The 21,162-nt window shown below is 71.9% G+C and carries 14 protein-coding genes and 1 tRNA gene; 8 read left to right on the top strand and 7 right to left on the bottom strand.

Annotation, left to right across the window (positions count from 1 at the left end; translation table 11 throughout):
- Position 1: 1 nt before the first annotated feature.
- A complete protein-coding gene (polA, locus tag DQ244_RS14565; RefSeq protein ID WP_113812208.1) occupies positions 2 to 2,740 on the bottom strand; it encodes a DNA polymerase I in 2,739 nt (912 codons plus the stop codon).
- A gap of 66 nt (positions 2,741 to 2,806) precedes the next feature.
- On the opposite strand from polA, the gene DQ244_RS14560 reads away from it, so the two are divergent.
- The 5 genes from DQ244_RS14560 (at position 2,807) to DQ244_RS14540 (ending at position 7,618) form a co-directional block, all read left to right on the top strand.
- The gene (locus DQ244_RS14560; RefSeq protein WP_113812207.1) at positions 2,807 to 3,223 is read left to right on the top strand and encodes a PaaI family thioesterase; all 417 of its coding nucleotides are present in this window, start codon (positions 2,807 to 2,809) and stop codon (positions 3,221 to 3,223) included.
- Positions 3,224 to 3,532: 309 nt separating this feature from the next.
- The gene (locus DQ244_RS14555) at positions 3,533 to 4,774 is read left to right on the top strand and encodes a branched-chain amino acid ABC transporter permease (protein ID WP_233491488.1); all 1,242 of its coding nucleotides are present in this window, start codon (positions 3,533 to 3,535) and stop codon (positions 4,772 to 4,774) included.
- A 3-nt stretch (positions 4,775 to 4,777) separates the two neighbouring features.
- Complete coding sequence (locus DQ244_RS14550; protein WP_113812205.1) at positions 4,778 to 5,776, top strand: branched-chain amino acid ABC transporter permease; 999 nt, start codon at positions 4,778 to 4,780, stop codon at positions 5,774 to 5,776.
- Complete coding sequence (locus DQ244_RS14545) at positions 5,766 to 6,770, top strand: ABC transporter ATP-binding protein (protein ID WP_113812204.1); 1,005 nt, start codon at positions 5,766 to 5,768, stop codon at positions 6,768 to 6,770. Before DQ244_RS14550 ends, DQ244_RS14545 begins: the two co-directional genes overlap by 11 nt.
- Entirely contained in the window at positions 6,767 to 7,618 is an 852-nt protein-coding gene (locus DQ244_RS14540) for an ABC transporter ATP-binding protein (protein ID WP_199580412.1), read from the top strand. The genes DQ244_RS14545 and DQ244_RS14540 overlap by 4 nt, the downstream gene beginning before the upstream one ends.
- A 511-nt stretch (positions 7,619 to 8,129) precedes the next feature.
- Here the strand turns inward: DQ244_RS14540 and DQ244_RS14535 are convergent.
- A complete protein-coding gene (locus tag DQ244_RS14535) occupies positions 8,130 to 9,428 on the bottom strand; it encodes an ABC transporter substrate-binding protein (protein WP_233491485.1) in 1,299 nt (432 codons plus the stop codon).
- Positions 9,429 to 9,701: 273 nt separating this feature from the next.
- Complete coding sequence (locus DQ244_RS14530; RefSeq protein WP_113812202.1) at positions 9,702 to 10,298, bottom strand: ANTAR domain-containing response regulator; 597 nt, start codon at positions 10,296 to 10,298, stop codon at positions 9,702 to 9,704.
- A 75-nt stretch (positions 10,299 to 10,373) separates the two neighbouring features.
- Here DQ244_RS14530 and DQ244_RS14525 point away from each other — a divergent pair.
- The 3 genes from DQ244_RS14525 to DQ244_RS14515 all read left to right on the top strand — a co-directional run bounded on the left by DQ244_RS14525 (position 10,374) and on the right by DQ244_RS14515 (position 12,553).
- Positions 10,374 to 10,447: transfer RNA gene (locus DQ244_RS14525), tRNA-Leu, on the top strand.
- A 25-nt stretch (positions 10,448 to 10,472) separates the two neighbouring features.
- The gene (locus DQ244_RS14520) at positions 10,473 to 10,907 is read left to right on the top strand and encodes a cyclopropane-fatty-acyl-phospholipid synthase family protein (protein ID WP_113812201.1); all 435 of its coding nucleotides are present in this window, start codon (positions 10,473 to 10,475) and stop codon (positions 10,905 to 10,907) included.
- Between the two features lie 65 nt (positions 10,908 to 10,972).
- Positions 10,973 to 12,553 carry a pyridoxal-dependent decarboxylase gene (locus DQ244_RS14515; protein WP_233491482.1) on the top strand — a complete coding sequence of 527 codons (1,581 nt, stop codon included), beginning with the start codon at positions 10,973 to 10,975 and terminating at the stop codon, positions 12,551 to 12,553.
- A 16-nt stretch (positions 12,554 to 12,569) separates the two neighbouring features.
- On the opposite strand, the gene DQ244_RS14510 is transcribed toward DQ244_RS14515, so the two are convergent.
- The 4 genes from DQ244_RS14510 to gltB form a co-directional block, all read right to left on the bottom strand.
- Positions 12,570 to 13,448, bottom strand: a complete 879-nt coding sequence (locus DQ244_RS14510) for an acyl-CoA thioesterase II (RefSeq protein ID WP_233491479.1) — start codon at positions 13,446 to 13,448, stop codon at positions 12,570 to 12,572.
- The gene (gene pyk, locus DQ244_RS14505; RefSeq protein ID WP_113812200.1) at positions 13,445 to 14,860 is read right to left on the bottom strand and encodes a pyruvate kinase; all 1,416 of its coding nucleotides are present in this window, start codon (positions 14,858 to 14,860) and stop codon (positions 13,445 to 13,447) included. Before pyk ends, DQ244_RS14510 begins: the two co-directional genes overlap by 4 nt.
- 100 nt (positions 14,861 to 14,960) lie before the next feature.
- Positions 14,961 to 16,451, bottom strand: coding sequence for a glutamate synthase subunit beta (locus DQ244_RS14500; protein WP_113812199.1), 1,491 nt, complete (start codon positions 16,449 to 16,451; stop codon positions 14,961 to 14,963).
- Complete coding sequence (gltB, locus tag DQ244_RS14495) at positions 16,444 to 21,117, bottom strand: glutamate synthase large subunit (protein ID WP_113812410.1); 4,674 nt, start codon at positions 21,115 to 21,117, stop codon at positions 16,444 to 16,446. The genes DQ244_RS14500 and gltB overlap by 8 nt, the downstream gene beginning before the upstream one ends.
- Positions 21,118 to 21,162 lie beyond the last annotated feature (45 nt).

Raw genomic sequence — 21,162 nt, 5'->3', positions numbered from 1 at the left:
CTCAGTGCGCGGCGTCGTCCCAGGTGCGGCCGAAGCCGACCGAGACCTCGAGCGGGACGGACAGGTCGGCGGCGCCGGCCATCTCGCGGCGCACGAGCGCCTCCAGGGCCTCCCTCTCCCCCGGTGCCACCTCGAGCACGAGCTCGTCGTGCACCTGGAGCAGCATCCGGGAGCTGAGCCCCTCGGCCGCGATGGCCTTCTCCACGTTGAGCATCGCGACCTTGATGACGTCGGCGGCCGAGCCCTGGATGGGTGCGTTGAGGGCCATGCGCTCGGCCATCTGCCGGCGCTGGCCGTTGTCGCTGGTCAGGTCGGGCAGGTAGCGCCGCCGGCCCAGCGTCGTCTCGGTGTAGCCGGTCTGCCGCGCGTCGTCCACGACGCTGTCCAGGTAGTCGCGGATCCCGCCGAAGCGCTCGAAGTAGGCGTGCATCTGCTCGCGCGCCTCCTCGACGGAGATGCGCAGCTGCCCGGACAGCCCGTAGGCGGAGAGCCCGTACGCCAGCCCGTAGCTCATCGCCTTGATCCGGCGGCGCATCTCCGGGTCGACCTCCTCGATCGGGATGCCGAACGCCCGGGAGGCGACGAAGGAGTGCAGGTCCTCCCCCGAGGTGAACGCCTCGATCAGCCCCGCGTCGCTGGAGAGGTGCGCCATGATCCGCATCTCGATCTGGCTGTAGTCCGCCGTCATCAGGGACTCGTAGCCGGTGCCTACGACGAAGGCCTGCCGGATGCGGCGCCCCTCGGCGGTGCGGATCGGGATGTTCTGCAGGTTGGGGTCGGTAGAGGACAGCCGCCCGGTCGCCGCGATGGTCTGCTGGTACGTCGTGTGGATGCGCCCGGCGTCGTCGACCATCGGGATGAGCCCGTCGATGACGGTGCGCAGCCGGGAGACGTCGCGGTGGCGGAGCAGGTGCTCCATGAACGGGTGCCCGGTCTGCTCGAACAGCCAGGTGAGCGCGTCGGCGTCGGTCGTGTAGCCGGTCTTGTTCTTCTTCGTCTTGGGCAGGCCCAGCTCGTCGAAGATGACCGCCTGCAGCTGCTTGGGCGATCCGAGGTTCACCTCGCGGCCGATGACGGCGTAGCACTCGGCGGCCGCCGCGGCGACGGCGTCGGAGAACTCCTTCTGCAGGTCGTGCAGGAAGTCCAGGTCGGCGGCGATGCCCCGGTGCTCCATCGAGGCGAGCACCCGGGTCAGCGGCAGCTCGATCCCACCGAGCAGGTGGGCGCCGCCCTTCTGGCCGAGCACCTGCTCGAGGGCGTCGGAGAGGTCGTTGACCGCCACGGCCTTGAGCACGTCGGCCTTCGCGGCCTCCGCGGCGACGTCGTCCTCGGTGGGGCCGAGCCCGTCGAGGGTGAGCTGCCCCTCCGGCTCGGCGGCGTCCTTGAGCTCGCGGCGCAGGTAGCGCACCGCGAGGTCGCCGAGGTCGAAGGACCGCTGTCCGGGCAGCGCCAGGTAGGCGGCCAGCGCGGTGTCGCTGACCACGCCGGCCAGGTCCCAGCCGCGCGCCCAGATCGCCAGCAGCGGGCCCTTGACCTCGTGGACGACCTTGGGCCGGTCGGCGTCGGCGAGCCAGGCGGCCAGCGCCTGCTCGTCGGCGACGTCGAGATCCGGGCCGAGGTCGAGTAAGGCGGTGTGGTCGTCGGCCGCCGCCAGCGCCATGCCGGTCAGCTCGCCCGTGCCACGCCCCCAGGTGCCGCGGAAGATCACGCCGGTGTTGCCGGTGCGGGCGTGCGCGTCCAGCCAGGCGCCGAGCTCGCCGGCGGCCACCTCGTCGACGGAGACGTCGAAGCCGCCCTCGACCTCGGGCTCGGCGCTGGTCAGCGTGGCGAAGAGCCTCTCGCGCAGCACGCGGAACTGCAGGTTGTCGAAGAGGGTGTGCACCTCGTTGCGGTCCCAGGCCTGGACGGCGAGGTCCTGCGGGCCGATCTCGAGCGGGACGGCGCGGTCGAGCTCGGTGAGCCGCCGGTTCTGCAGCACCGAGGAGAGGTGCTCGCGCAGCTTCTCCCCCACCTTGCCCTTGACCGTGTCGACCTGGTCGACCAGCGCGTCGAGGGAGCCGTACTCGCGCACCCACTTGGCGGCGGTCTTCTCCCCCACGCTCGGGATGCTGGGCAGGTTGTCGCTCGGGTCCCCCCGCAGCGCGGCGAAGTCGGGGTACTGCGCGGGCGTGAGGTTGTACTTGGCCTCGACCTCGCCCGGTGTGAAGCGGGTCATCTCCGAGACGCCCTTGCGCGGGTAGAGCACGGTGACGTGGTCGTTCACCAGCTGCAGCGCGTCGCGGTCGCCGGTGGCGATGAGCACGTCCATGCCCTGCTCGACGGCCTGCACGGTGAGGGTGGCGATCACGTCGTCGGCCTCGTACCCCTCGGCGGTGATGACCGGCACGCGCAGGGCGCCGAGGACCTCCTGCACGAGGCTCACCTGGCCGCGGAAGTCCGTCGGGCTCTCGGCGCGGTTCGCCTTGTACTCGGCGTAGATCTCGCTGCGGAAGGTCTTGCGGCCCACGTCGAAGGCCACGGCGAGGTGGGTGGGCTGCTCGTCGCGCAGGATGTTGATGAGCATCGACGTGAAGCCGTAGACGGCGTTCGTCGGCTGACCCGTCGTGGTCGAGAAGTTCTCCACCGGGAGCGCGAAGAACGCCCGGTAGGCCAGCGAGTGCCCGTCGAGGAGCAGCAGCCGGGGACGCGTCCCGGGAGTAGTCGGGGCGGCGGGCGCGGAGGTGGCAACCGGAGCGGACATCGTCGCCGATCGTAGGTGCACCCACCGACGGTCAGGACGCCCCCGAACGCTGGCTACGGTGCCGGGATGAGCACCCCTCCCCCGGACTGGCTGCCCGACGGGGTCAGCAGCCCCCTCGACGACAAGCTCGGCGTGCAGATCATCGACTGGAACCCCGACCGGATGGTCGCGACGATGCCGGTGTCCGGCAACGAGCAGCCGTTCGGCCTCCTGCACGGGGGCGCCACGTGCACGCTGGTCGAGACGATCGGCTCCATGGCGGCCGCGGTCGGGGCCGGCCCCGACAAGCAGGTCGTGGGCATCGAGCTCAACGCCAGCTACCTGCGAGCCGCGACGTCGGGGACCGTGACCGCCGTCTGCACCCCGGTGCGGAGGGGCAGGACCCTGTCGACGTTCGTCATCGAGATCACCGACGACCGCGGCCGGCAGACGGCCACGGCCCGGCTGACCTGCATGACGCTGAACGCCTCGAAGAAGGTGTGACACCTCGTCAGCCCCACCCGGCGCGACCCGCGAACCCGCCTCCCACCTGCTGGGATGACGCAGATGGACCGCCCGAATCCGGAGCGTGACGCCGTCGGCGTGTCGCGGAAAGGTCACAGCTCAGCACGCGGCAACGGCGCCGACGCAGAACCGGGTTAGGGTCCGACCTCAATTCATCGTCTGGGAGGTCGAGTGACGCACGCGGGAAACCGTGCCCGCCGGCATGGTCGACGAGCGGGAACCCTGCGTTCCCTGCCGCGACTGCGAGGCCGGGGCCGGCCGATCGAGGCGTCGCGTGTCGTCGTCCGGTTGCTGCTGGTCCTGACGTTCGGGCTCGGCCTGGCCGCCTTCAGCCCGGGCATCGCCTCGGCCGAGGGCGAGCAGGTCGCCGGCACGCTGCAGACCAGCCGGAGCGGCCCCATCGAGGGCATCGCGGTCACGGTCACCACGGCTGCCGGTGAGGACGTCGACGAGGTCGAGACCGACGAGGACGGCCGCTGGTCGGTGGACCTGCCCGGTCCCGGTCAGTACACGGTCGCCATCGACGCCGACGACCTCCCCGACGGCGTCGAGCTCGCCGGCGAGGCCAGTCGCACCGTCACCGTCGACGAGGGGCGCCGCCAGGCGGTCATCATCGGCCTCGAGGACGGCAGCCGCGGCTCCGGTGGCGGCACCGTCAAGGCCGTCCAGCTGCTGGTCGACGGCATCCGCTTCGGTCTGCTGATCGCCATGGCCGCCGTCGGCCTCTCCCTGATCTTCGGGACGACGGGCCTGACCAACTTCGCGCACGGCGAGCTGGTCACGATCGGCGCGGTCGCCGCCTGGTACATCAACGTCTCGGGCGGCGTGAACCTGATCGTCGCCACGATCCTGGCGATGATCGTGGGAGCCGCGGTCGGCGCGCTGAACGAGCTGGGCCTCTGGCGGCCGCTGCGCCGGCGCGGTACCGGCCTGATCGCCGCGCTGGTCGTCTCGATCGGTCTGTCGCTGCTGCTGCGCTACCTGATCCAGATCGTGTACGGCGGCCGCTCCAGCCCCTACCAGGGCTTCCAGGGCGGGCGCGCGGTCAACTACGGCTTCTTCACGATGACCAACGCCGACCTCGCGTCGGTGATCATCTCCGTCGTCGTCCTCGTCCTCGTGGCCGTGATGCTGCAGCGGACGAAGATCGGCAAGGCCATGCGGGCCGTCGCCGACAACCGCGACCTGGCCGCGTCGTCGGGCATCGACGTCAACCGCGTCATCCTGGTCGTCTGGATGATGGGTGGCGCGCTGGCCGCGCTCGGCGGCGTGCTGCTCGGCCTGTCCGACCAGGTGCAGTGGGACATGGGCTTCCGCCTGCTGCTCCTGATGTTCGCCGGTGTCACCCTGGGTGGCCTCGGCACCGCGTACGGCGCCCTCGTGGGCAGCCTGATCGTGGGTGTGTTCGTGCAGATGTCGACCCTCGTCATCCCGAATGACGTGAAGTACGTCGGAGGGCTGCTGCTCTTGATCGTCATCCTCGTCATCCGACCCCAGGGCATCCTGGGCAGCCGCGCACGGATCGGCTGACCCATGGCCGACCTCCTCAACGCCCTGGCCGTCGCGGGCAAGTCCGCGCTCGGCTTCCAGGCGATCTTCTTCGCGCTGCTGGCCATCGGCATCAACGTGCAGTTCGGCTACGCCGGCCTGCTCAACTTCGGCCAGATCGCGTTCGCGCTGCTCGGCGGGTTCGGCATCGCCATCTCCGTCAGCCAGTGGGGCCTGCCCTTCTGGGTCGGCGTCCTGGTGGGCCTGCTGGCCGCCGTCGTCCTCGCGCTCCTCCTGGGTCTGCCGACCCTGCGGCTGCGCGCGGACTACCTGGCCATCGCGACCATCGCGACCGCCGAAGGACTGCGGCTGCTGTTCCGGTCGGTGTCGGCGACGCCGGTCACCAACGGCACGCGCGGTCTGTCGGCCTTCAACGGCGACTTCATCGCCCTGGCGCCGTGGAACACCTCGCAGCGCTACTCGATCCTCGGGACCAGCTGGTCCGGCGGCGAGCTGTGGGTGGCCCTGGTCGGCTGGATCCTGGTGATCCTGGGCAGCCTGCTGGTCTTCCTCCTCATGCGCAGCCCCTGGGGCCGCGTGGTGAAGTCGATCCGCGAGGACGAGGACGCCGTCCGCGCCCTGGGCAAGAACGTCTACGTCTACAAGATGCAGGCGCTGGTGCTCGGCGGTGTCTTCGGCGCCCTCGGCGGCATGGTCTACGCGGTGGGCACCGGCTCGGCCGTCCCGGACCAGTACCAGAACGCGAACACGTTCCTGGCCTACGCCGCCCTCATCCTCGGCGGGGCCGCGCGGGTGCTGGGGCCGGTCGTCGGCGCCATGATCCTGCTGTTCATCCTGCAGTTCGCCGACACGGGCCTGCGCCTGCTGATCAGCAACGGGATCATCCCCGAGGACCTGCTGTCCTCCACCGACGTCGCGCAGATCCGCTTCGTCCTCGTCGGTCTGGGCCTGATGCTGCTGCTGATCTTCCGCCCCCAGGGCATCTTCGGTGATCGACGAGAGGTGATGCTCGATGCCCGCTGACCCGATCCCGCACGGTGCCACGGCCGCCGGCGCAGGCACGACCGGCGGCGCCCCCCAGCGCCTGGCGCAGGCGGCGCTGCGCGACCTCCCGTGGGAGGTCGGCGTCGCCAAGCCCGACGCCGCCGTGGTCGTCGACGGCATCACGCGCACGTTCGGCGGTCTGACGGCCGTCTCGGTGGACCACCTGGAGATCCAGCGCGGCGGCATCACCGGGCTCATCGGGCCCAACGGCGCCGGCAAGACGACGCTGTTCAACCTGCTGACCGGGTTCGACCAGCCCGACACCGGCACCTGGTCGTTCAACGGCAGGTCGCTGGGCAAGCTGGCCCCCCACCAGGTCGCGCGGCTCGGCGTCGTCCGGACCTTCCAGCTCACCAAGGCGCTGTCCCGGCTCACCGTGCTGCAGAACATGCTGCTCGGCGCCCAGGGGCAGCGCGGCGAGAGCTTCCTCCGCGCGCTGGTGCCGGGCACCTGGCGCGCTCAGGAGAAGGCCAACACCGAGAAGGCCATGGAGCTGCTCCGGCGGTTCAAGCTGGATGCGAAGAAGGACGACTTCGCCGGCACGCTGTCCGGTGGCCAGCGCAAGCTGCTGGAGATGGCCCGCGCGCTCATGAGCGACCCGCAGGTGGTCATGCTCGACGAGCCGATGGCCGGCGTGAACCCCGCGCTCACGCAGAGCCTGCTCGGGCACGTCAAGGACCTCCGCGAGGAGGGCATGACGGTCATCTTCGTCGAGCACGACATGGACGTGGTCCGCGACATCAGCGACTGGGTCGTCGTCATGGCGGCCGGCAAGGTCATCGCCGAGGGCCCGCCGGAGTCGATCAGCCAGAACAGGGCCGTGGTCGACGCCTACCTCGGCGCCCACCACGACGCCCCGCTCACCGTCGAGGACGAGGACCGGGTGCTGGCCGAGGTCGAGGCGCAGATCGCCCGTGAGGAGAGCCGGGACGAGCCGGGCTCCTCCGACAGCAGTGAGGGGACGGGCCGATGAGCGAGCCGGTGTTCGAGGTCGACGAGTCCGGCGAGGGCCTGACCCGCGCCGAGACGGTGGAGAGCACGGAGCTCTCCCCCGCCGAGAAGGCAGCGACCCGCGAGGAGCACGTGCGGCTGGCCGAGGGCGCGCTGGTGCGCGCCGACGACCTGGTGGCCGGCTACGTGCCGGGCGTGAACATCCTCCGCGGCTGCGACTTCTACCTGCAGGAGGGCGAGCTCGTCGGCATCATCGGCCCCAACGGTGCCGGCAAGTCGACGCTGCTCAAGACGCTGTTCGGCCTCATCCCGGTGCGATCGGGCTCGGTGACCCTGCGCGGGGAGAGCATCACCTCCGCGCCGGCGCACCGCCTGGTCTCGCTGGGTGTCGGCTACGTCCCGCAGAACAACAACGTGTTCCCCTCGCTCACCATCGAGGAGAACATGCAGATGGGCGTCTACCTGCGGCCGAAGACCTTCAAGGAGCGGTTCGACTACGTCATCGACCTGTTCCCGCTGCTCGGCGAGCGGCGCAAGGGCAAGGCCGGGGCGCTCTCCGGTGGCGAGCGCCAGATGGTGGCCATGGGCCGCGCGCTGATGATGGACCCGTCGGTGCTGCTGCTCGACGAGCCGTCGGCCGGCCTCTCCCCCGCCTACCAGGACGAGGTCTTCATCCGCTGCCGGCGGATCAACGCCACGGGTGTCTCGATCATCATGGTCGAGCAGAACGCCCGCCGGTGCCTGCAGATCTGCGACCGCGGCTACGTGCTCGACCAGGGCCGCAACGCCTACACCGACACAGGCGCGTCGCTGATGAACGACCCCAAGGTCATCGAGCTCTACCTGGGCACGCTGGCCAAGGCCCACTAGCCCACCGCTCGTCCCGCCGCAGCGCCGGTCCCCGCCAGGGGGCCGGCGCTGTCGCGTTCGCGGGCGCCGAGCCGGCGGCCACCCCTGCCGGCGTCGTCCCTGCACGCGTCGTCCCGGCGCCCGGAACGGCGCTCAGAGGGACACCGCTCGGCCCTGACGCGCTGGCCCAGGCGACCCCGGCCGGCGTGGTCCCTGCATGCGTCATTCCGGCGACCGGAATGGCGCTCGGAGGGACATCGCTCCGCCCGCGACGCCCCGAGCAGCCGGCGTCGGGTGGCGACCGGTTCCGGTGGCTGGCCCAGGCAACCCCGGCCGGCGAAGTCCCTGCATGCGTCGTTCCGGCGCCAGGAACGGCGCTCGGAGGGACATCGCTCCGCCCACACCGCTTCTGCAGCCGGGGTCGGTCGGCACGGAAACGGCGTCGTGCCCCGGACAGCACTGTGGCCCGGCACCCAGTGGGTGCCGGGCCACAGTGTGTGGCTCCTACCGGGTCACGACCCGGTAGCGGGGATCAACGCTGCGGGCCGACGCCGTTGGAGTTGAGACCCTCGAGGATCCGCGAGGACTCCTCGAAGCCGATGACCACGATCGCGTCGGGGTTGAACTCGACCATCTCCTGGACCTCGGAGTCGAAGTTCGCCGCCTGCGGGTCGTAGGTGATGCTGACGATGTCGTCCTCGGAGAGGCCGGCCTCGACCAGGTTGTTCAGCGTGTTCTCCGCCAGACCCGTGCCGTACGGGTCGTTGAGGGCGAGGATGCCGACCGTGTTGTTGCCGTCCTCGATGATCAGGTCGGCCAGGGCGCGAGCCTGCAGCGTGTCCGGCGGAGCCGTACGGAAGTACAGGCCGTTGTCGTTGTAGGTCGTGAACTGGTCCGACGTGTTGGCCGGCGAGATCTGCATGACGCCGGCCTGCGTGATGGCGTCGATGACGGTGAGGCTCACGCCGGAGGACGCGGCGCCCACGATCGCGTTGACGCCGGCCTGCAGCAGGCGGTCGACGGTCTGGGTGGCCGTGTCGGTCGAGGCGTCACCGGAGTCACCCTCGACGAGCTGCACCGGAGCACCCAGCACGCCGCCGGCGGCGTTGATGTCCTGGACGGCGAGCTTGGCACCGGCGACCTCGGGCGGGCCGAGGAACGCGAGGTTGCCGGTCAGCGGGAGCAGCGTCCCGATGATCAGCGGGCCACCCGTGGTCGCGGTCGGGACCGGAGCCGGGCCCTCGTCGGTGGCGGCGTTGGCCTCGTCGCCGGAGATCACGAACTCCGTGGCGTCGTCGTCGAGGGTGTTGTCCTCACCGAACTGCAGGATGCCGAAGCTGGCCTCGGCCGGCTCACCGGCGTCGGCGAAGCTCAGCGGACCGGAGGCACCGTCGTAGTCGACGTTGCCGCCGCTGGCCAGGATCTCGGCGCAGGCGGCGAAGTCGGTGCAGGCCTCGCCACCGAAGGTGAGGCCGTTGACGTAGGGCGCGAACGCCGTGGCCTGGTTGCTACCGGCGGCCTGGGCTGCCAGCGCCGTCAGGACGACCGCGTCGTAGGTCTCACCGGCGTAGTTGTAGTCCTGCAGGTTGGGGTCGACCTCGAGCAGCCGGTCCTTGAAGTCCTGCGACAGGTCGGTGAGCGGCGTGGTGCCCCGCATCCCCGCGAGCGCGCCCTCCTCGGAGAAGTCCTCACCGAGGGCGTTACCCATGTTGCCGTCGGTGCCGTAGACGTTGACCTGCTTCTCGCCGCTGTCGCCGCTGTCGGCGTTGTCGCTGCCGCCGCCGTCGCCGCCGCCACAGGCGGTCAGGGCGAGGAGGGCGGCACCGGTCACGGCGATGCCTCGGGCAGTTGTGCCAGTGCGCATCAAGTAGCTCCCAGTGTCATCTGACAGACGTCGGGCGCGCCTCGTCAGGAGGGTCCGGTCGGGAGGCGCCCGATCAGTGGGCAGAACCTAGCTTCCGTTGGGCGGGAACTGACCCGACGCCGGACGGACCGTGATGAGGTCGTGATCTCACTGCCCCAGGGTGGGACGAAGTTGCACGCAGCGTCACGCCAACGATGCGGAGTGCTCTGACAGGCCCCGTACAGGTTGGCTCGGCCCCGCTCAGACCGACGCGTCGCCGACCGCTGTACCGGCCAGGATCGCCTCCGCGAGCGCCTTCATGCTGGTGCGCTGGTTCATCGCCGTGCGCTGGATCCAGCGGAACGCCTCGGCCTCGGACATCCCCTGGTCGGCCATCACCCGGCCCTTCGCCTGCTCCACGACCTTGCGGGTCTCCAGGCGCTCCTCGAGCGTGCGGACCTCGCCGTCCAGCGCCGTCATCTCCGCGAAGCGGCCGCGGGCCACCTCGATGGCGGGGACCAGGTCGTTCTTCGAGAACGGCTTGACCAGGTAGGCCATGGCCCCGGCGTCACGTGCCCGCTCCACGAGCTCGCGCTGGCTGAAGGCGGTGAGCACGATGACCGGCGCGATGCGGGCCGAGGCGATCTGCTCGGCGGCGGACAGCCCGTCCAGCACCGGCATCTGGATGTCGAGGATGACCAGGTCCGGCTGCAGCTCCTGCGCACGGTCGACGGCCTGCTGACCGTCGCCGACCTCTGCGACGACGTTGTAGCCCTCCTCCTCCAGCATCTCCTTGAGGTCGAGACGGATCAGCGCCTCGTCCTCGGCGATCAGAACGCGGATCGGGTCGCTGCTCACGGGGCAGGAGCCTATCGGCGTCGGGTCCCGGGCACCGCCCCGATAGGCTGCCCCGGCGCCGGTCGCACCCGGCACGCCCCCGTACCCCAATCGGCAGAGGGAGCGGATTCAAAACCCGCGCAGTGTGCGTTCGAGTCGCACCGGGGGCACCGCGGTCTCGCTAGCCTGCGGCGCATGCCGTCCGACCTGTCGCCGCGTCTCGCGGCAGTCGTCGAGGCCCTGCCGCTGCGCCCCGGCTCGCGCGTCCTCGAGATCGGCTGCGGACCGGGGGCCGCCGCCCGCGCGATCGCCCGGCGGCTGCGTACCGGCCACGTCCTGGGCATCGACCGGTCGGCCGCGGCCATCGACCAGGCCCGCGCCGCCGCTGCCGACCTGCTCGCCGCGGGGCGGTTGCGGTTCCGCCGGATCGCGGCGGAGGACTTCGTCCTCGAGGACGGGGACCAGGCCTTCGACGTCGTCCTCGCCGTCCGCGTGGGCGCCCTGGACGGACGCCACCCCGAGGCGGGGGCACGGGTGCTCCGACGCCTCGGCGCCGCCACGACGCCCGCTGCCCGGTTGTTCGTGGACGGCGGCACGCCGCTGCGGGAGCTCCCGATCCCCCGACCCTGATCCGGGAGGACGGCGCGGACGGGACCGCCCGGAAGGGGCGGCACCCACCCAATACGGTGGACCCCGTGACCGAGCCCGTTCCGCACATGACCCCCGAGCAGTTCCGGCGCCACGGCCACGAGGTGGTCGACTGGATCGCCGACTACTGGACGCGGATCGGCTCGTTCCCCGTGCGCTCCCAGGTCTCCCCCGGCGACGTCCGCGCCGGGCTGCCGGCGTCCGCCCCGGAGCAGGGCGAGTCCTTCGACGCGATCCTGGGCGACCTCGACCGCGTCGTGCTGCCCGGCGTCACGCACTGGCAGCACCCCGGCTTCTTCGGCTACTTCCCGGCCAACACCTCCGGCCCCTCGGTGCTCGGCGACCTGGTGTCCGCGGGGCTCGGCGTGCAGGGCATGTCGTGGGTGACCAGCCCCGCCGCGACCGAGCTCGAGCAGCACGTCATGGACTGGCTGGCCGATCTGATGGGGCTGCCGGAGTCCTTCCGCTCCACGGGCACCGGTGGCGGCGTCGTCCAGGACTCCAGCTCCGGGGCCAACCTCGTCGCGCTGCTCGCGGCCCTGCACCGGGCCTCCGGCGGCGCCACCGTCCGCCACGGCGTGGAGCCCGAGCGCGCCACGGTCTACGTGTCGCGCGAGACGCACTCCTCCATGGAGAAGGCCGTGCGGATCGCCGGGCTGGGCACCGACGCCGTCCGCATCGTCGAGGTCGACGGCGACCTCGCCATGGACCCGGTCGCGCTGGCCGCCCGCATCGAGCGCGACGTCGCCCGGGGGTACCGCCCGGTCCTGGTCTGCGCGACGGTCGGCACCACGTCCACCACCGCGGTGGACCCGCTCGCGGCGATCGGCCCGATCTGCCAGAAGTTCGGCGTCTGGCTGCACGTCGACGCCGCGTACGCCGGCGTGAGCGCGCTCGTCCCGGAGCTGCGCGAGCTGCAGGCCGGGGTCGAGTGGGCCGACAGCTACACGACCGACGCGCACAAGTGGTTGCTCACCGGCTTCGACGCCACCCTCTTCTGGGTCGCCGACCGGGCCGCCCTCACCGGGGCGCTGGCGATCCTCCCCGAGTACCTCCGCAACGCCGCCACCGACGCCGGTGCCGTGGTCGACTTCCGCGACTGGCAGATCCCGCTGGGCCGGCGCTTCCGCGCCCTCAAGCTGTGGTTCGTGCTGCGCTGGTACGGCGCCGAGGGCCTGCGCGCGCACATCCGGGGCCACGTGGCCCTCGCCCAGGAGCTCGCCGGCTGGGCCGCCGCCGACGAGCGCTTCGACGTCGTCGCGCCGCACCCGCTGTCGCTGGTCTGCCTCAAGCCCCGCTGGCCCGAGGGCGTGGACGCCGACGTCGCCACCATGACGCTGCTGGACCGGCTCAACGACGGCGGCGAGGTGTTCCTCACCCACACCACCGTCGAGCGGCAGCCGGTCCTCCGCGTGGCGGTGGGCTCCCCCGCCACGACCCGCGCCCACGTCGAGCGCGTCTGGGCACTGCTCGTCGAGGGCCACGACTGGCTCGCCGCCGACTTCGCCGCGCAGGCCGCCGAGCAGGCCGCGGCGCGCGCTGCCGAGCGCGAGCGGGCCGAGCAGGAGCGGGCCGAGCAGGAGCGCGCGCAGGGCCAGGCCCCCGAGGAGGTCGGCGACCCCGCCTGACGGCGGGACGGCCGCCTCAGTCGTCGGCGGAGCGGATGAGGCCCTCCTGGGCCACCGTCGCGACGTGCGTCCCGTCGGCGGACCAGATCTTGCCGAGGCACAGCGCCCGCCCGGCGGAGGCGGCCGGGCTGTCGGTCTCGTAGAGGAGCCAGTCGTCGGCCCGCACCGGCTGGTGGAACCAGACGGCGTGGTCCAGGCTCGCCCCGGCGAAGTCGGGCCAGCCGCCACCGAGGCGGGCGAAGCCGGCCGACAGCAACGTCAGGTCGCTGACGAACGTCAGGGCGGCCGCGTGCACCGCCGGGTCGTCGCCGAGGTTGCCCGCCACCCGGAACCAGGTCTGGGTCTCGGTGTGCGGCGGCGACTTCGGCGGTGCCGAGAACGGGTCCTGCAGGAAGCGCTGCTCGACCACGTTCCCCATCGCCGACATCCACGCGGCCTTGTCCCCGTGCCGGGCGACGACGTCGGCCGTGCCGAGCGCGTCCTCGGGCGCGGGGACCACCGGCATCGGGGCGCTGTGCTCGGCGACCGGCTGCTCGCCGGCGTGGAAGTCGGCGGTCAGGGCGAAGATCGCCACCTCCTCGCCCTTGCGCTCCTGCCAGGCCACCACGCGGCGGGTCGTGAAGGACCGCCCGTCGCGGATCCGGTCGACGGCGTAGCGGATCTCGGCGAACGGGTCGCCGGGACGGAGGAAGTAGGCGTGCAGCGAGTGCACGCCCCGGTCGGACGGGACGGTGCGGCCGGCGGCGACCAGTGCCTGCCCGGCGACCTGGCCGCCGAAGATCCGCTGCCGCTCGGTGCTCGGGGTCTTGCCGACGAAGACGTCGGTGTCGCGCTCCTCGAGATCGAGGACGGCCATCAGCGCGGCCGCCTGGCTGTCGCCCCGTCCGCCGCTCACGAGTCGGTCCCCACCTCGTGCACGCGGATCAGGTTGGTCGACCCGACGGTGTTCGGCGGGCTGCCGGCCACGACGACGACGCGGTCGCCGACCTTGAGCCGGCCGATGGACAGCAGCGAGAAGTCCACCTGCTCCACCATGTCGTCGGTGTGCTCGACGGCGGGCACCAGGAAGGTCTCCACGCCCCAGGAGAGCGCCAGCTGGCTGCGCACCCGGGCGTCGACGGTGAAGGCCAGCAGCGGCTGCCGGGGGTGCAGCGCGGCGAGCCGGCGGGCGGTCTCGCCGGTCTGGGTGAAGGTGGCCAGCGCCTTGACGTCGAGGGACTCGCCGATGTCGCGCGCGGCCCGGACGATGGCACCGGAACGGGAGCGGGACATCCGAGCCACCTCGGGCACCCGCAGGTGGTCGCTCTCGACGGCGTCGATGATCCGCTCCATCGTGCGCACCGCGCCGATCGGGTACGCGCCGACCGAGGTCTCGCCGGAGAGCATGACCGCGTCGGCACCGTCGAGGACGGCGTTGGCGACGTCGGAGGCCTCGGCGCGGGTGGGCCGCGAGTTGGTGATCATCGACTCGAGCATCTGGGTGGCGACGATGACCGGCTTGTTGCGCTCGCGGGCGGCCTGGATGGCGCGCTTCTGCACCAGCGGCACCTGCTCGAGCGGGAGCTCCACGCCCAGATCGCCGCGGGCGACCATGATCCCGTCGAAGGCCTCGACGATGGCGTCCAGGTTGCGGACCGCCTCGGGCTTCTCCAGCTTGGCGATCACGGGGACGTAGATGTCCTCCTGCCGCATGATGTCGCGGACCAGCGCGACGTCGGTGGGCGAGCGCACGAAGGACAGCGCGATGAAGTCCACGCCGAGGTTCAGCGCGAAGCGGAGATCCTCCTCGTCCTTGTCCGACAGAGCCGGCACGCTGACCGCGACCCCGGGCAACGACAGGCCCTTGTTGTTCGAGACCTTCCCGCCCTCGACGACGAGGCAGAAGACGTCGGGGCCGTCGACCCGCACGACGCTCAGCGAGAGGTTGCCGTCGTCGACGAGCAGCCGGTCGCCGACCTTCACGTCGTTGGCGAGGTTCTTGTAGGTCGTGGAGACGCGCTCGGCGGTGCCGGCGACGTCCTCGACGGTGATGCAGACCTGGCTGCCGGTGACCCAGGTGACCGGTCCGTCGGCGAAGGTGCCGAGGCGGATCTTCGGGCCCTGGAGGTCGGCCAGCACGGCGACCGCGTGGCCCGTGGCGTCCGACGCCGCCCGGACCAGCCGGTAGGCGTTGGCGTGGTGCTCGTGGGCCCCGTGGCTGAAGTTCAGCCGGGCGACGTCCATCCCGGACTCGACGAGGGCCATGACCTGCTCCGGGGAGCTGGTGGCGGGTCCGAGGGTGCAGACGATCTTGGCGCGGCGGGACATGGCCATAAAGCTAGTGCCACGACGAACCGCACGGCGGAGCGACCCGGGGCCGGGACCCTCCCGATCGGGGTTACCGATCAGTAGGCCCGGCCCCGGGTGCTCAGCGGAGCGCGACCGCCGTCGGCGTGACCGGGCGGGGCAGCATGGAGGTGCCCGTGAGCCAGGTGTCGACCGAGGCCGCGGCGGCGCGGCCCTCGGCGATGGCCCACACGATGAGCGACTGACCGCGGCCCATGTCCCCGGCCACGAACACCCCGGGCACGGAGGACATGAACTCCCCGTCGCGGGTGACGTTGCCGCGGCCGTCGACCTCGGCCCCGAGGGTGTCGACCAGCCCCTCGGTCTGCGCACCGGTGAAGCCCATGGCCAGGAAGACCAGGTCCGCGGGCAGCTCGCGCTCGCTGCCCTCGATCTTCTGGAACCGGCCGTCGACCCGCTCCACGTCGTGCAGCAGCAGCGCCCGCACGTTGCCGTCCCCATCGCCCAGGAAGCGCTCGGTGTTGACCGAGTACAGGCGCTCGCCACCCTCCTCGTGCGCGCTGGAGACGCGCATGATCATCGGGTAGGTGGGCCACGGGTTGCTGCCCTGGTCCCGGCGGTCCGGCGGCGAGGGCATGATCTCCAGCTGCGTGACCGAGGCCGCACCCTGGCGGTGGGAGGTGCCGAGGCAGTCCGCGCCGGTGTCACCGCCACCGATGATCACCACGTGCTTGCCCTTGGCGTCGATCGGCGGCTCGTCGAGCTCGCCCAGCGCCTGCCGGTTGCCGTAGGGCAGGTACTCCATGGCCAGGTGGATTCCGGCCAGCTCCCGCCCGGGGGCCGGGAGGTCGCGGCCGATCGTCGCGCCACCGGCGAGCACCACGGCGTCGAAGTCGCCGCGCAGCTGCTCGACCGACAGGTCGGCCTCGGCACCGCCACCGACCTCGACGCCGGTGACGAACCGGGTGCCCTCGGCGCGCATCTGGTCCAGCCGCCGATCCAGGACGGACTTCTCCATCTTGAACTCGGGGATGCCGTAGCGGAGGAGGCCGCCGATCCTGTCCGCCCGCTCGAACACCGTCACGTCGTGCCCGGCGCGGGTGAGCTGCTGGGCGGCGGCCAGCCCGGCCGGCCCCGAGCCGACGACGGCGATCTTCTTGCCGGTGCGCTCGGCGGGGGTCTGGGGGGTCACCCAGCCCTCGTCCCAGGCGCGGTCGATGATCTCCCACTCGATCTGCTTGATCGTGACCGGCGACTCCTGCAGGTTCAGCACGCAGGAGCCCTCGCACGGGGCGGGGCAGAGCTTCCCGGTGAACTCCGGGAAGTTGTTCGTCGCGTGCAGCCGCTCGATGGCGTCCTGCCAGTCGTCGCGGCGGGCGAGGTCGTTCCACTCCGGGATCAGGTTCGCCACCGGGCAGGCGTGGTGGCAGAACGGGATGCCGCAGTCCATGCAGCGGGCGGCCTGGGTGCGCACCTCCGCCGTCGGGAACAACGGGTCCTCGCCGTTCTCCCGCCGGGAGTAGACGTCCTTCCAGTCCATGAGCCGGAGCTCGACCGGACGGCGCGGCGGCAGCGCGCGGTCGTACTTCAGGAAACCGGTCTGGTCAGCCACGTGCCGCCTCCATCACTGCTCGGTCCACATCGATCCCCGCGGCCTCGGCGGCGCGCCGGGCCTCCATCGCCCGCCGGTAGTCCCGGGGCATGATCACGCTGAACTGCTCCGACCAGCGGCCCCAGTCGGCGAGCAGCGCGTGGGCCACCGTCGACTCGGTGTCGGCGGCGTAGCGCACCAGCACGTCGCGCAGCCACTGCGAGGACTCCCCGTCCAGCGGCTCGACGTCGACCATCTCGGTGTTGACCCGGTGCTTGGCCAGGTCGAGCACGTAGCCGATCCCGCCGGACATGCCGGCGGCGATGTTGCGGCCGGTCGGGCCGAGGATCACCGCGCTGCCGCCGGTCATGTACTCCAGCGCGTGGTCGCCCACGCCCTCGACGACGGCCAGCGCCCCGGAGTTGCGGACGCAGAACCGCTCCCCCACGCGGCCGCGCAGGAAGATCTCCCCGCGCGTGGCGCCGTAGCCGATGACGTTGCCGGCGATGACGTTGTCCTCCGCCAGGAACGACGCCTCGCGCGCCGGCCGGACGATGATCCGCCCGCCCGACAGGCCCTTGCCGACGTAGTCGTTGGCGTCGCCGAACAGCCGCATGGTGATGCCGCGCGGCACGAAGGCGCCGAACGACTGCCCGGCCGACCCGCCGAAGGTGAGGTCGATCGTGCCGTCGGGCAGGCCCTCGCCACCGAAGCGGCGGGTGACCATCGAGCCCAGCATCGTGCCGACGGTGCGGTTGACGTTGCGCACCGGCAGCTCGAGGCTCACCGGCCGCGCGTCGAGCAGCGCGCCTTCGCACAGCTGGATCAGGGTCTGGTCCAGGGCGACGTCGAGACCGTGGTCCTGGCCGCGCACCCGGCGCAGCGGGGCACCCTCGGGCAGCTCCGGGACGACGAGCACCGGCGAGAGGTCCAGCCCCTGCGCCTTCCAGTGGCCGACCGCCTTGCGGGTGTCCAGCAGCTCGGCGTGGCCCACGGCCTCGTCGATCGACCGGAAGCCCAGCTCGGCGAGGTAGCCGCGCACCTGCTCGGCCAGGAACTCGAAGAACGTGACGACGAACTCCGGCTGCCCGGTGAACCGCTTGCGCAGCTCCGGGTTCTGCGTGGCGACGCCAACCGGGCAGGTGTCCAGGTGGCAGACGCGCATCATCACGCAGCCCGACACCACCAGCGGCGCGGTCGCGAAGCCGAACTCCTCGGCGCCCAGCAGCGCGGCCACGATGACGTCGCGGCCGGTCTTCATCTGCCCGTCGACCTGCACGGTGATCCGGTCGCGCAGCCCGTTGGCGAGCAGCGTCTGCTGGGTCTCGGCCAGCCCCAGCTCCCACGGGGAGCCGGCGTGCTTGAGCGAGGTCAGCGGAGCGGCACCGGTGCCGCCGTCGAACCCGGAGATCAGGACGACGTCGGCGTGCGCCTTGCTCACCCCGGCCGCGACCGTGCCGACACCGACCTCGGCCACCAGCTTCACGTGCACCCGCGCCGCGTCGTTCGCGTTCTTGAGGTCGTGGATGAGCTGCTTGAGGTCCTCGATCGAGTAGATGTCGTGGTGCGGCGGCGGGCTGATCAGGCCGACGCCCGGCGTGGAGTGCCGGGTGCGGGCCACCCACGGGTAGACCTTGCCGCCGGGCAGCTGCCCGCCCTCGCCGGGCTTCGCGCCCTGCGCCATCTTGATCTGGATGTCGTCGGCGTTGACCAGGTACTCGCTGGTGACGCCGAACCGGCCCGAGGCCACCTGCTTGATCGCCGAGCGGCGCAGGTCGCCGTTGGGGTCGGGCGTGAAGCGGTCGGGGTCCTCACCGCCCTCGCCGGTGTTGGACCGGCCGCCGAGCCGGTTCATGGCGATGGCGAGCGTCTCGTGGGCCTCCTGCGAGATCGAGCCGTAGCTCATCGCGCCGGTGTTGAACCGCTTGACGATCTCGCTGGCCGGCTCGACCTCGTCGATCGGCACCGGCGGGCGCACGCCGGTCCGCAGCGCGAAGAGGCCGCGCAGCGTGGCGGCGTCCTCGGACAGCTGGTCGACCGTCTGCGTGTACTTCTCGAAGACGTCGTACTGCCGCGAGCGGGTGGCGTGCTGGAGCAGGAACACCGTCTCGGGGTTGAACAGGTGCACCTCGCCCTCGCGGCGCCACTGGTACTCGCCGCCGGTCTCCAGCCGCCGGTGCGCACGCTCGGTGGGGTTCTCCGGGTAGGCGCGGCGGTGGCGCAGCGCCACCTCCTCGGCGAGCACGTCGATGCCGACGCCGCCCAGCGGGGCCGAGGTGCCGGTGAAGTACTCGTCGACGAGCTCCTTGGACAGGCCGACGGCCTCGAAGATCTGGGCCATCGTGTACGAGCCGACGGTGCTGATGCCCATCTTGCTCATGACCTTGAGGACGCCCTTGCCGAGCGCCTTGACCACGTTGCGCACCGCCTGCGCCGGCTCGATGCCGGTCAGCTCGCCGTCGCGGATGAGGTCCTCGATCGACTCGAAGGCCAGGTACGGGTTGACCGCGGCCGCGCCGTAGCCCAGCAGCAGCGCGACGTGGTGCACCTCGCGGCAGTCGCCGGACTCGACGACGAGACCGACCTCCATGCGGGTCTTCTCGCGCACCAGGTGGTGGTGCACCGCGGCGGTCATCAGCAGCGAGGGGATCGGGGCGCGCTGCTCGTCGCAGTCGCGGTCGGACAGCACGATGATCCGCGCGCCGGCGGCGATGGCCTTGGAGACCTTGGTCCGCAGCTGCTCGACCGCCTCCGCCAGCGCCGTCCCGCCGCCGTTGACGTCGAAGTGGCCGGTGATCCGGACGGCGGCGAAGCCGGGCAGGTCGCCGTCGTCGTCCATGTGCAGGATCTTGGCCAGCTCGTCGTTGTCGATGACCGGGAACGGCAGGTGGACCTGCCGGCAGGACGCCGGGGACGCCGTCAGCAGGTTCTGCTCGGGCCCGAAGGTGCGGCCGAGGCTGGTGACCAGCTCCTCGCGGATGGCGTCCAGCGGGGGGTTGGTGACCTGGGCGAACAGCTGCCCGAAGTAGTCGTAGAGCAGCCGCGACCGGTCCGACAGCGCCGCGATCGGGGTGTCGGTGCCCATGGAGCCGATCGGCTCGGCGGCGCTGGCCGCCATCGGCGTGATGAGCAGGCGCAGGTCCTCCTCGGTGTAGCCGAAGAGCAGCTGCCGGCGGACGACGGACTCGTGGCTGGGCCGCGAGCGACGGCGCTCGGGCAGCGAGGGCAGGTGCACCAGGCCCGCGTGCAGCCAGTCCTCGTAGGGGTTCTCGGCGGCCAGGGCGCCCTTGACGTCCTCGTCGGAGACGATCCGGCCGGAGGCGGTGTCGACGAGGAACATGCGGCCCGGCTGCAGCCGGCCCTTGGCGACGATGTCGGCGGCCGGGATGTCCAGGACGCCGACCTCGCTGGCCATGACGACCAGGTCGTCCTTCGTGTGCCACCAGCGGCCCGGGCGCAGACCGTTGCGGTCCAGGACCGCGCCGATCAGCGTGCCGTCGGTGAAGCAGACCGCGGCCGGCCCGTCCCACGGCTCCATGATCGAGGAGTGGAACCGGTAGAAGGCCCGGCGGGCCGGGTCCATCTCGTCGTGGTTCTCCCACGCCTCCGGGATCATCATCAGCACCGCGTGCGGCAGCGAGCGGCCCGACAGGTGCAGCAGCTCGAGCACCTCGTCGAAGGTCGCCGAGTCGCTGAAGTCGCTGGCGGTGACCGGGAAGATCCGGTCCAGGCCCAGCTCGCTCGCCGGGCCGGCGGGGCCGTCGAACAGCTCCGTGGAGAGCTTGGCCTCGCGGGCCCGCATGCGGTTGCGGTTGCCCTTGATCGTGTTGATCTCGCCGTTGTGCGCGATGAAGCGGAAGGGGTGCGCCAGCGGCCAGCTCGGGAAGGTGTTGGTCGAGAAGCGGCTGTGCACCAGCGCGATCGCCGACTCGTAGCGCTCGTCGCGCAGGTCGGGGAAGAACAGCGGCAGCTGGTCGGTGGTCAGCATGCCCTTGTAGGTGATGGTGCGGGACGACAGCGAGGCGATGTACAGCGAGCTGCCCGCGTCGACCGCGGCCCGCTCGGCCCGCTTGCGCAGGACGAAGGAGCGCCGCTCCAGCCGGGTGACGCCGTGGCACTCGACGTTGCCGCCGAAGGCGCTCGCGTCGGCCCGGCCGCCCATCGTCTCGGCGACGAACAGCTGGGCGAAGTGCGGCATGACCGCGCGCGCGGTCGGGCCGAGGTCGGCGCCGTCGGGGTCGACCGGCACGTCGCGCCAGCCGAGGACGGCCAGCCCCTCCTCCTCGGCGAGCCGGGCGACGTCGGCGATCCGGCCGGCGCGCTCGTCGGCGTCGACCGGCATGAAGGCGATGCCGACGGCGTACTCGCCCAGCGGCGGCAGGTCGAAGTCGACGCTCGCCCGCAGCAGCGCGTCGGGGACCTGGGTGAGGATGCCGGCGCCGTCGCCGGAGTTGGGCTCGGCACCGGCGGCACCGCGGTGGTCGAGGTTGTGCAGCGCCGTCAGACCGGCCTGCACGATGCGGCGGCTGCGGCGGCCGCGGGCGTCGGCCACGAAGGCCACGCCGCAGGCGTCCTTGTCGTTGGCCGGGTCGTAGAGGCCGTGCGCGGCGGGCACGGCGGAGAACGGGACAGCCGAACCGCTGCGGCGCTGGGCGCCGTCGGTGGTGGGGGCGGGAAGGTCGGTCACGGTCACTCCCGTCGTCGGCGCACCGTCGGCCCCTCGGCGGGAGGG

The sequence above is a fragment of the Blastococcus sp. TBT05-19 genome (assembly GCF_003319095.1).
Lineage (GTDB): Bacteria > Actinomycetota > Actinomycetes > Mycobacteriales > Geodermatophilaceae > Blastococcus.
This window is presented reverse-complemented; position numbering and strand designations above follow the sequence as displayed.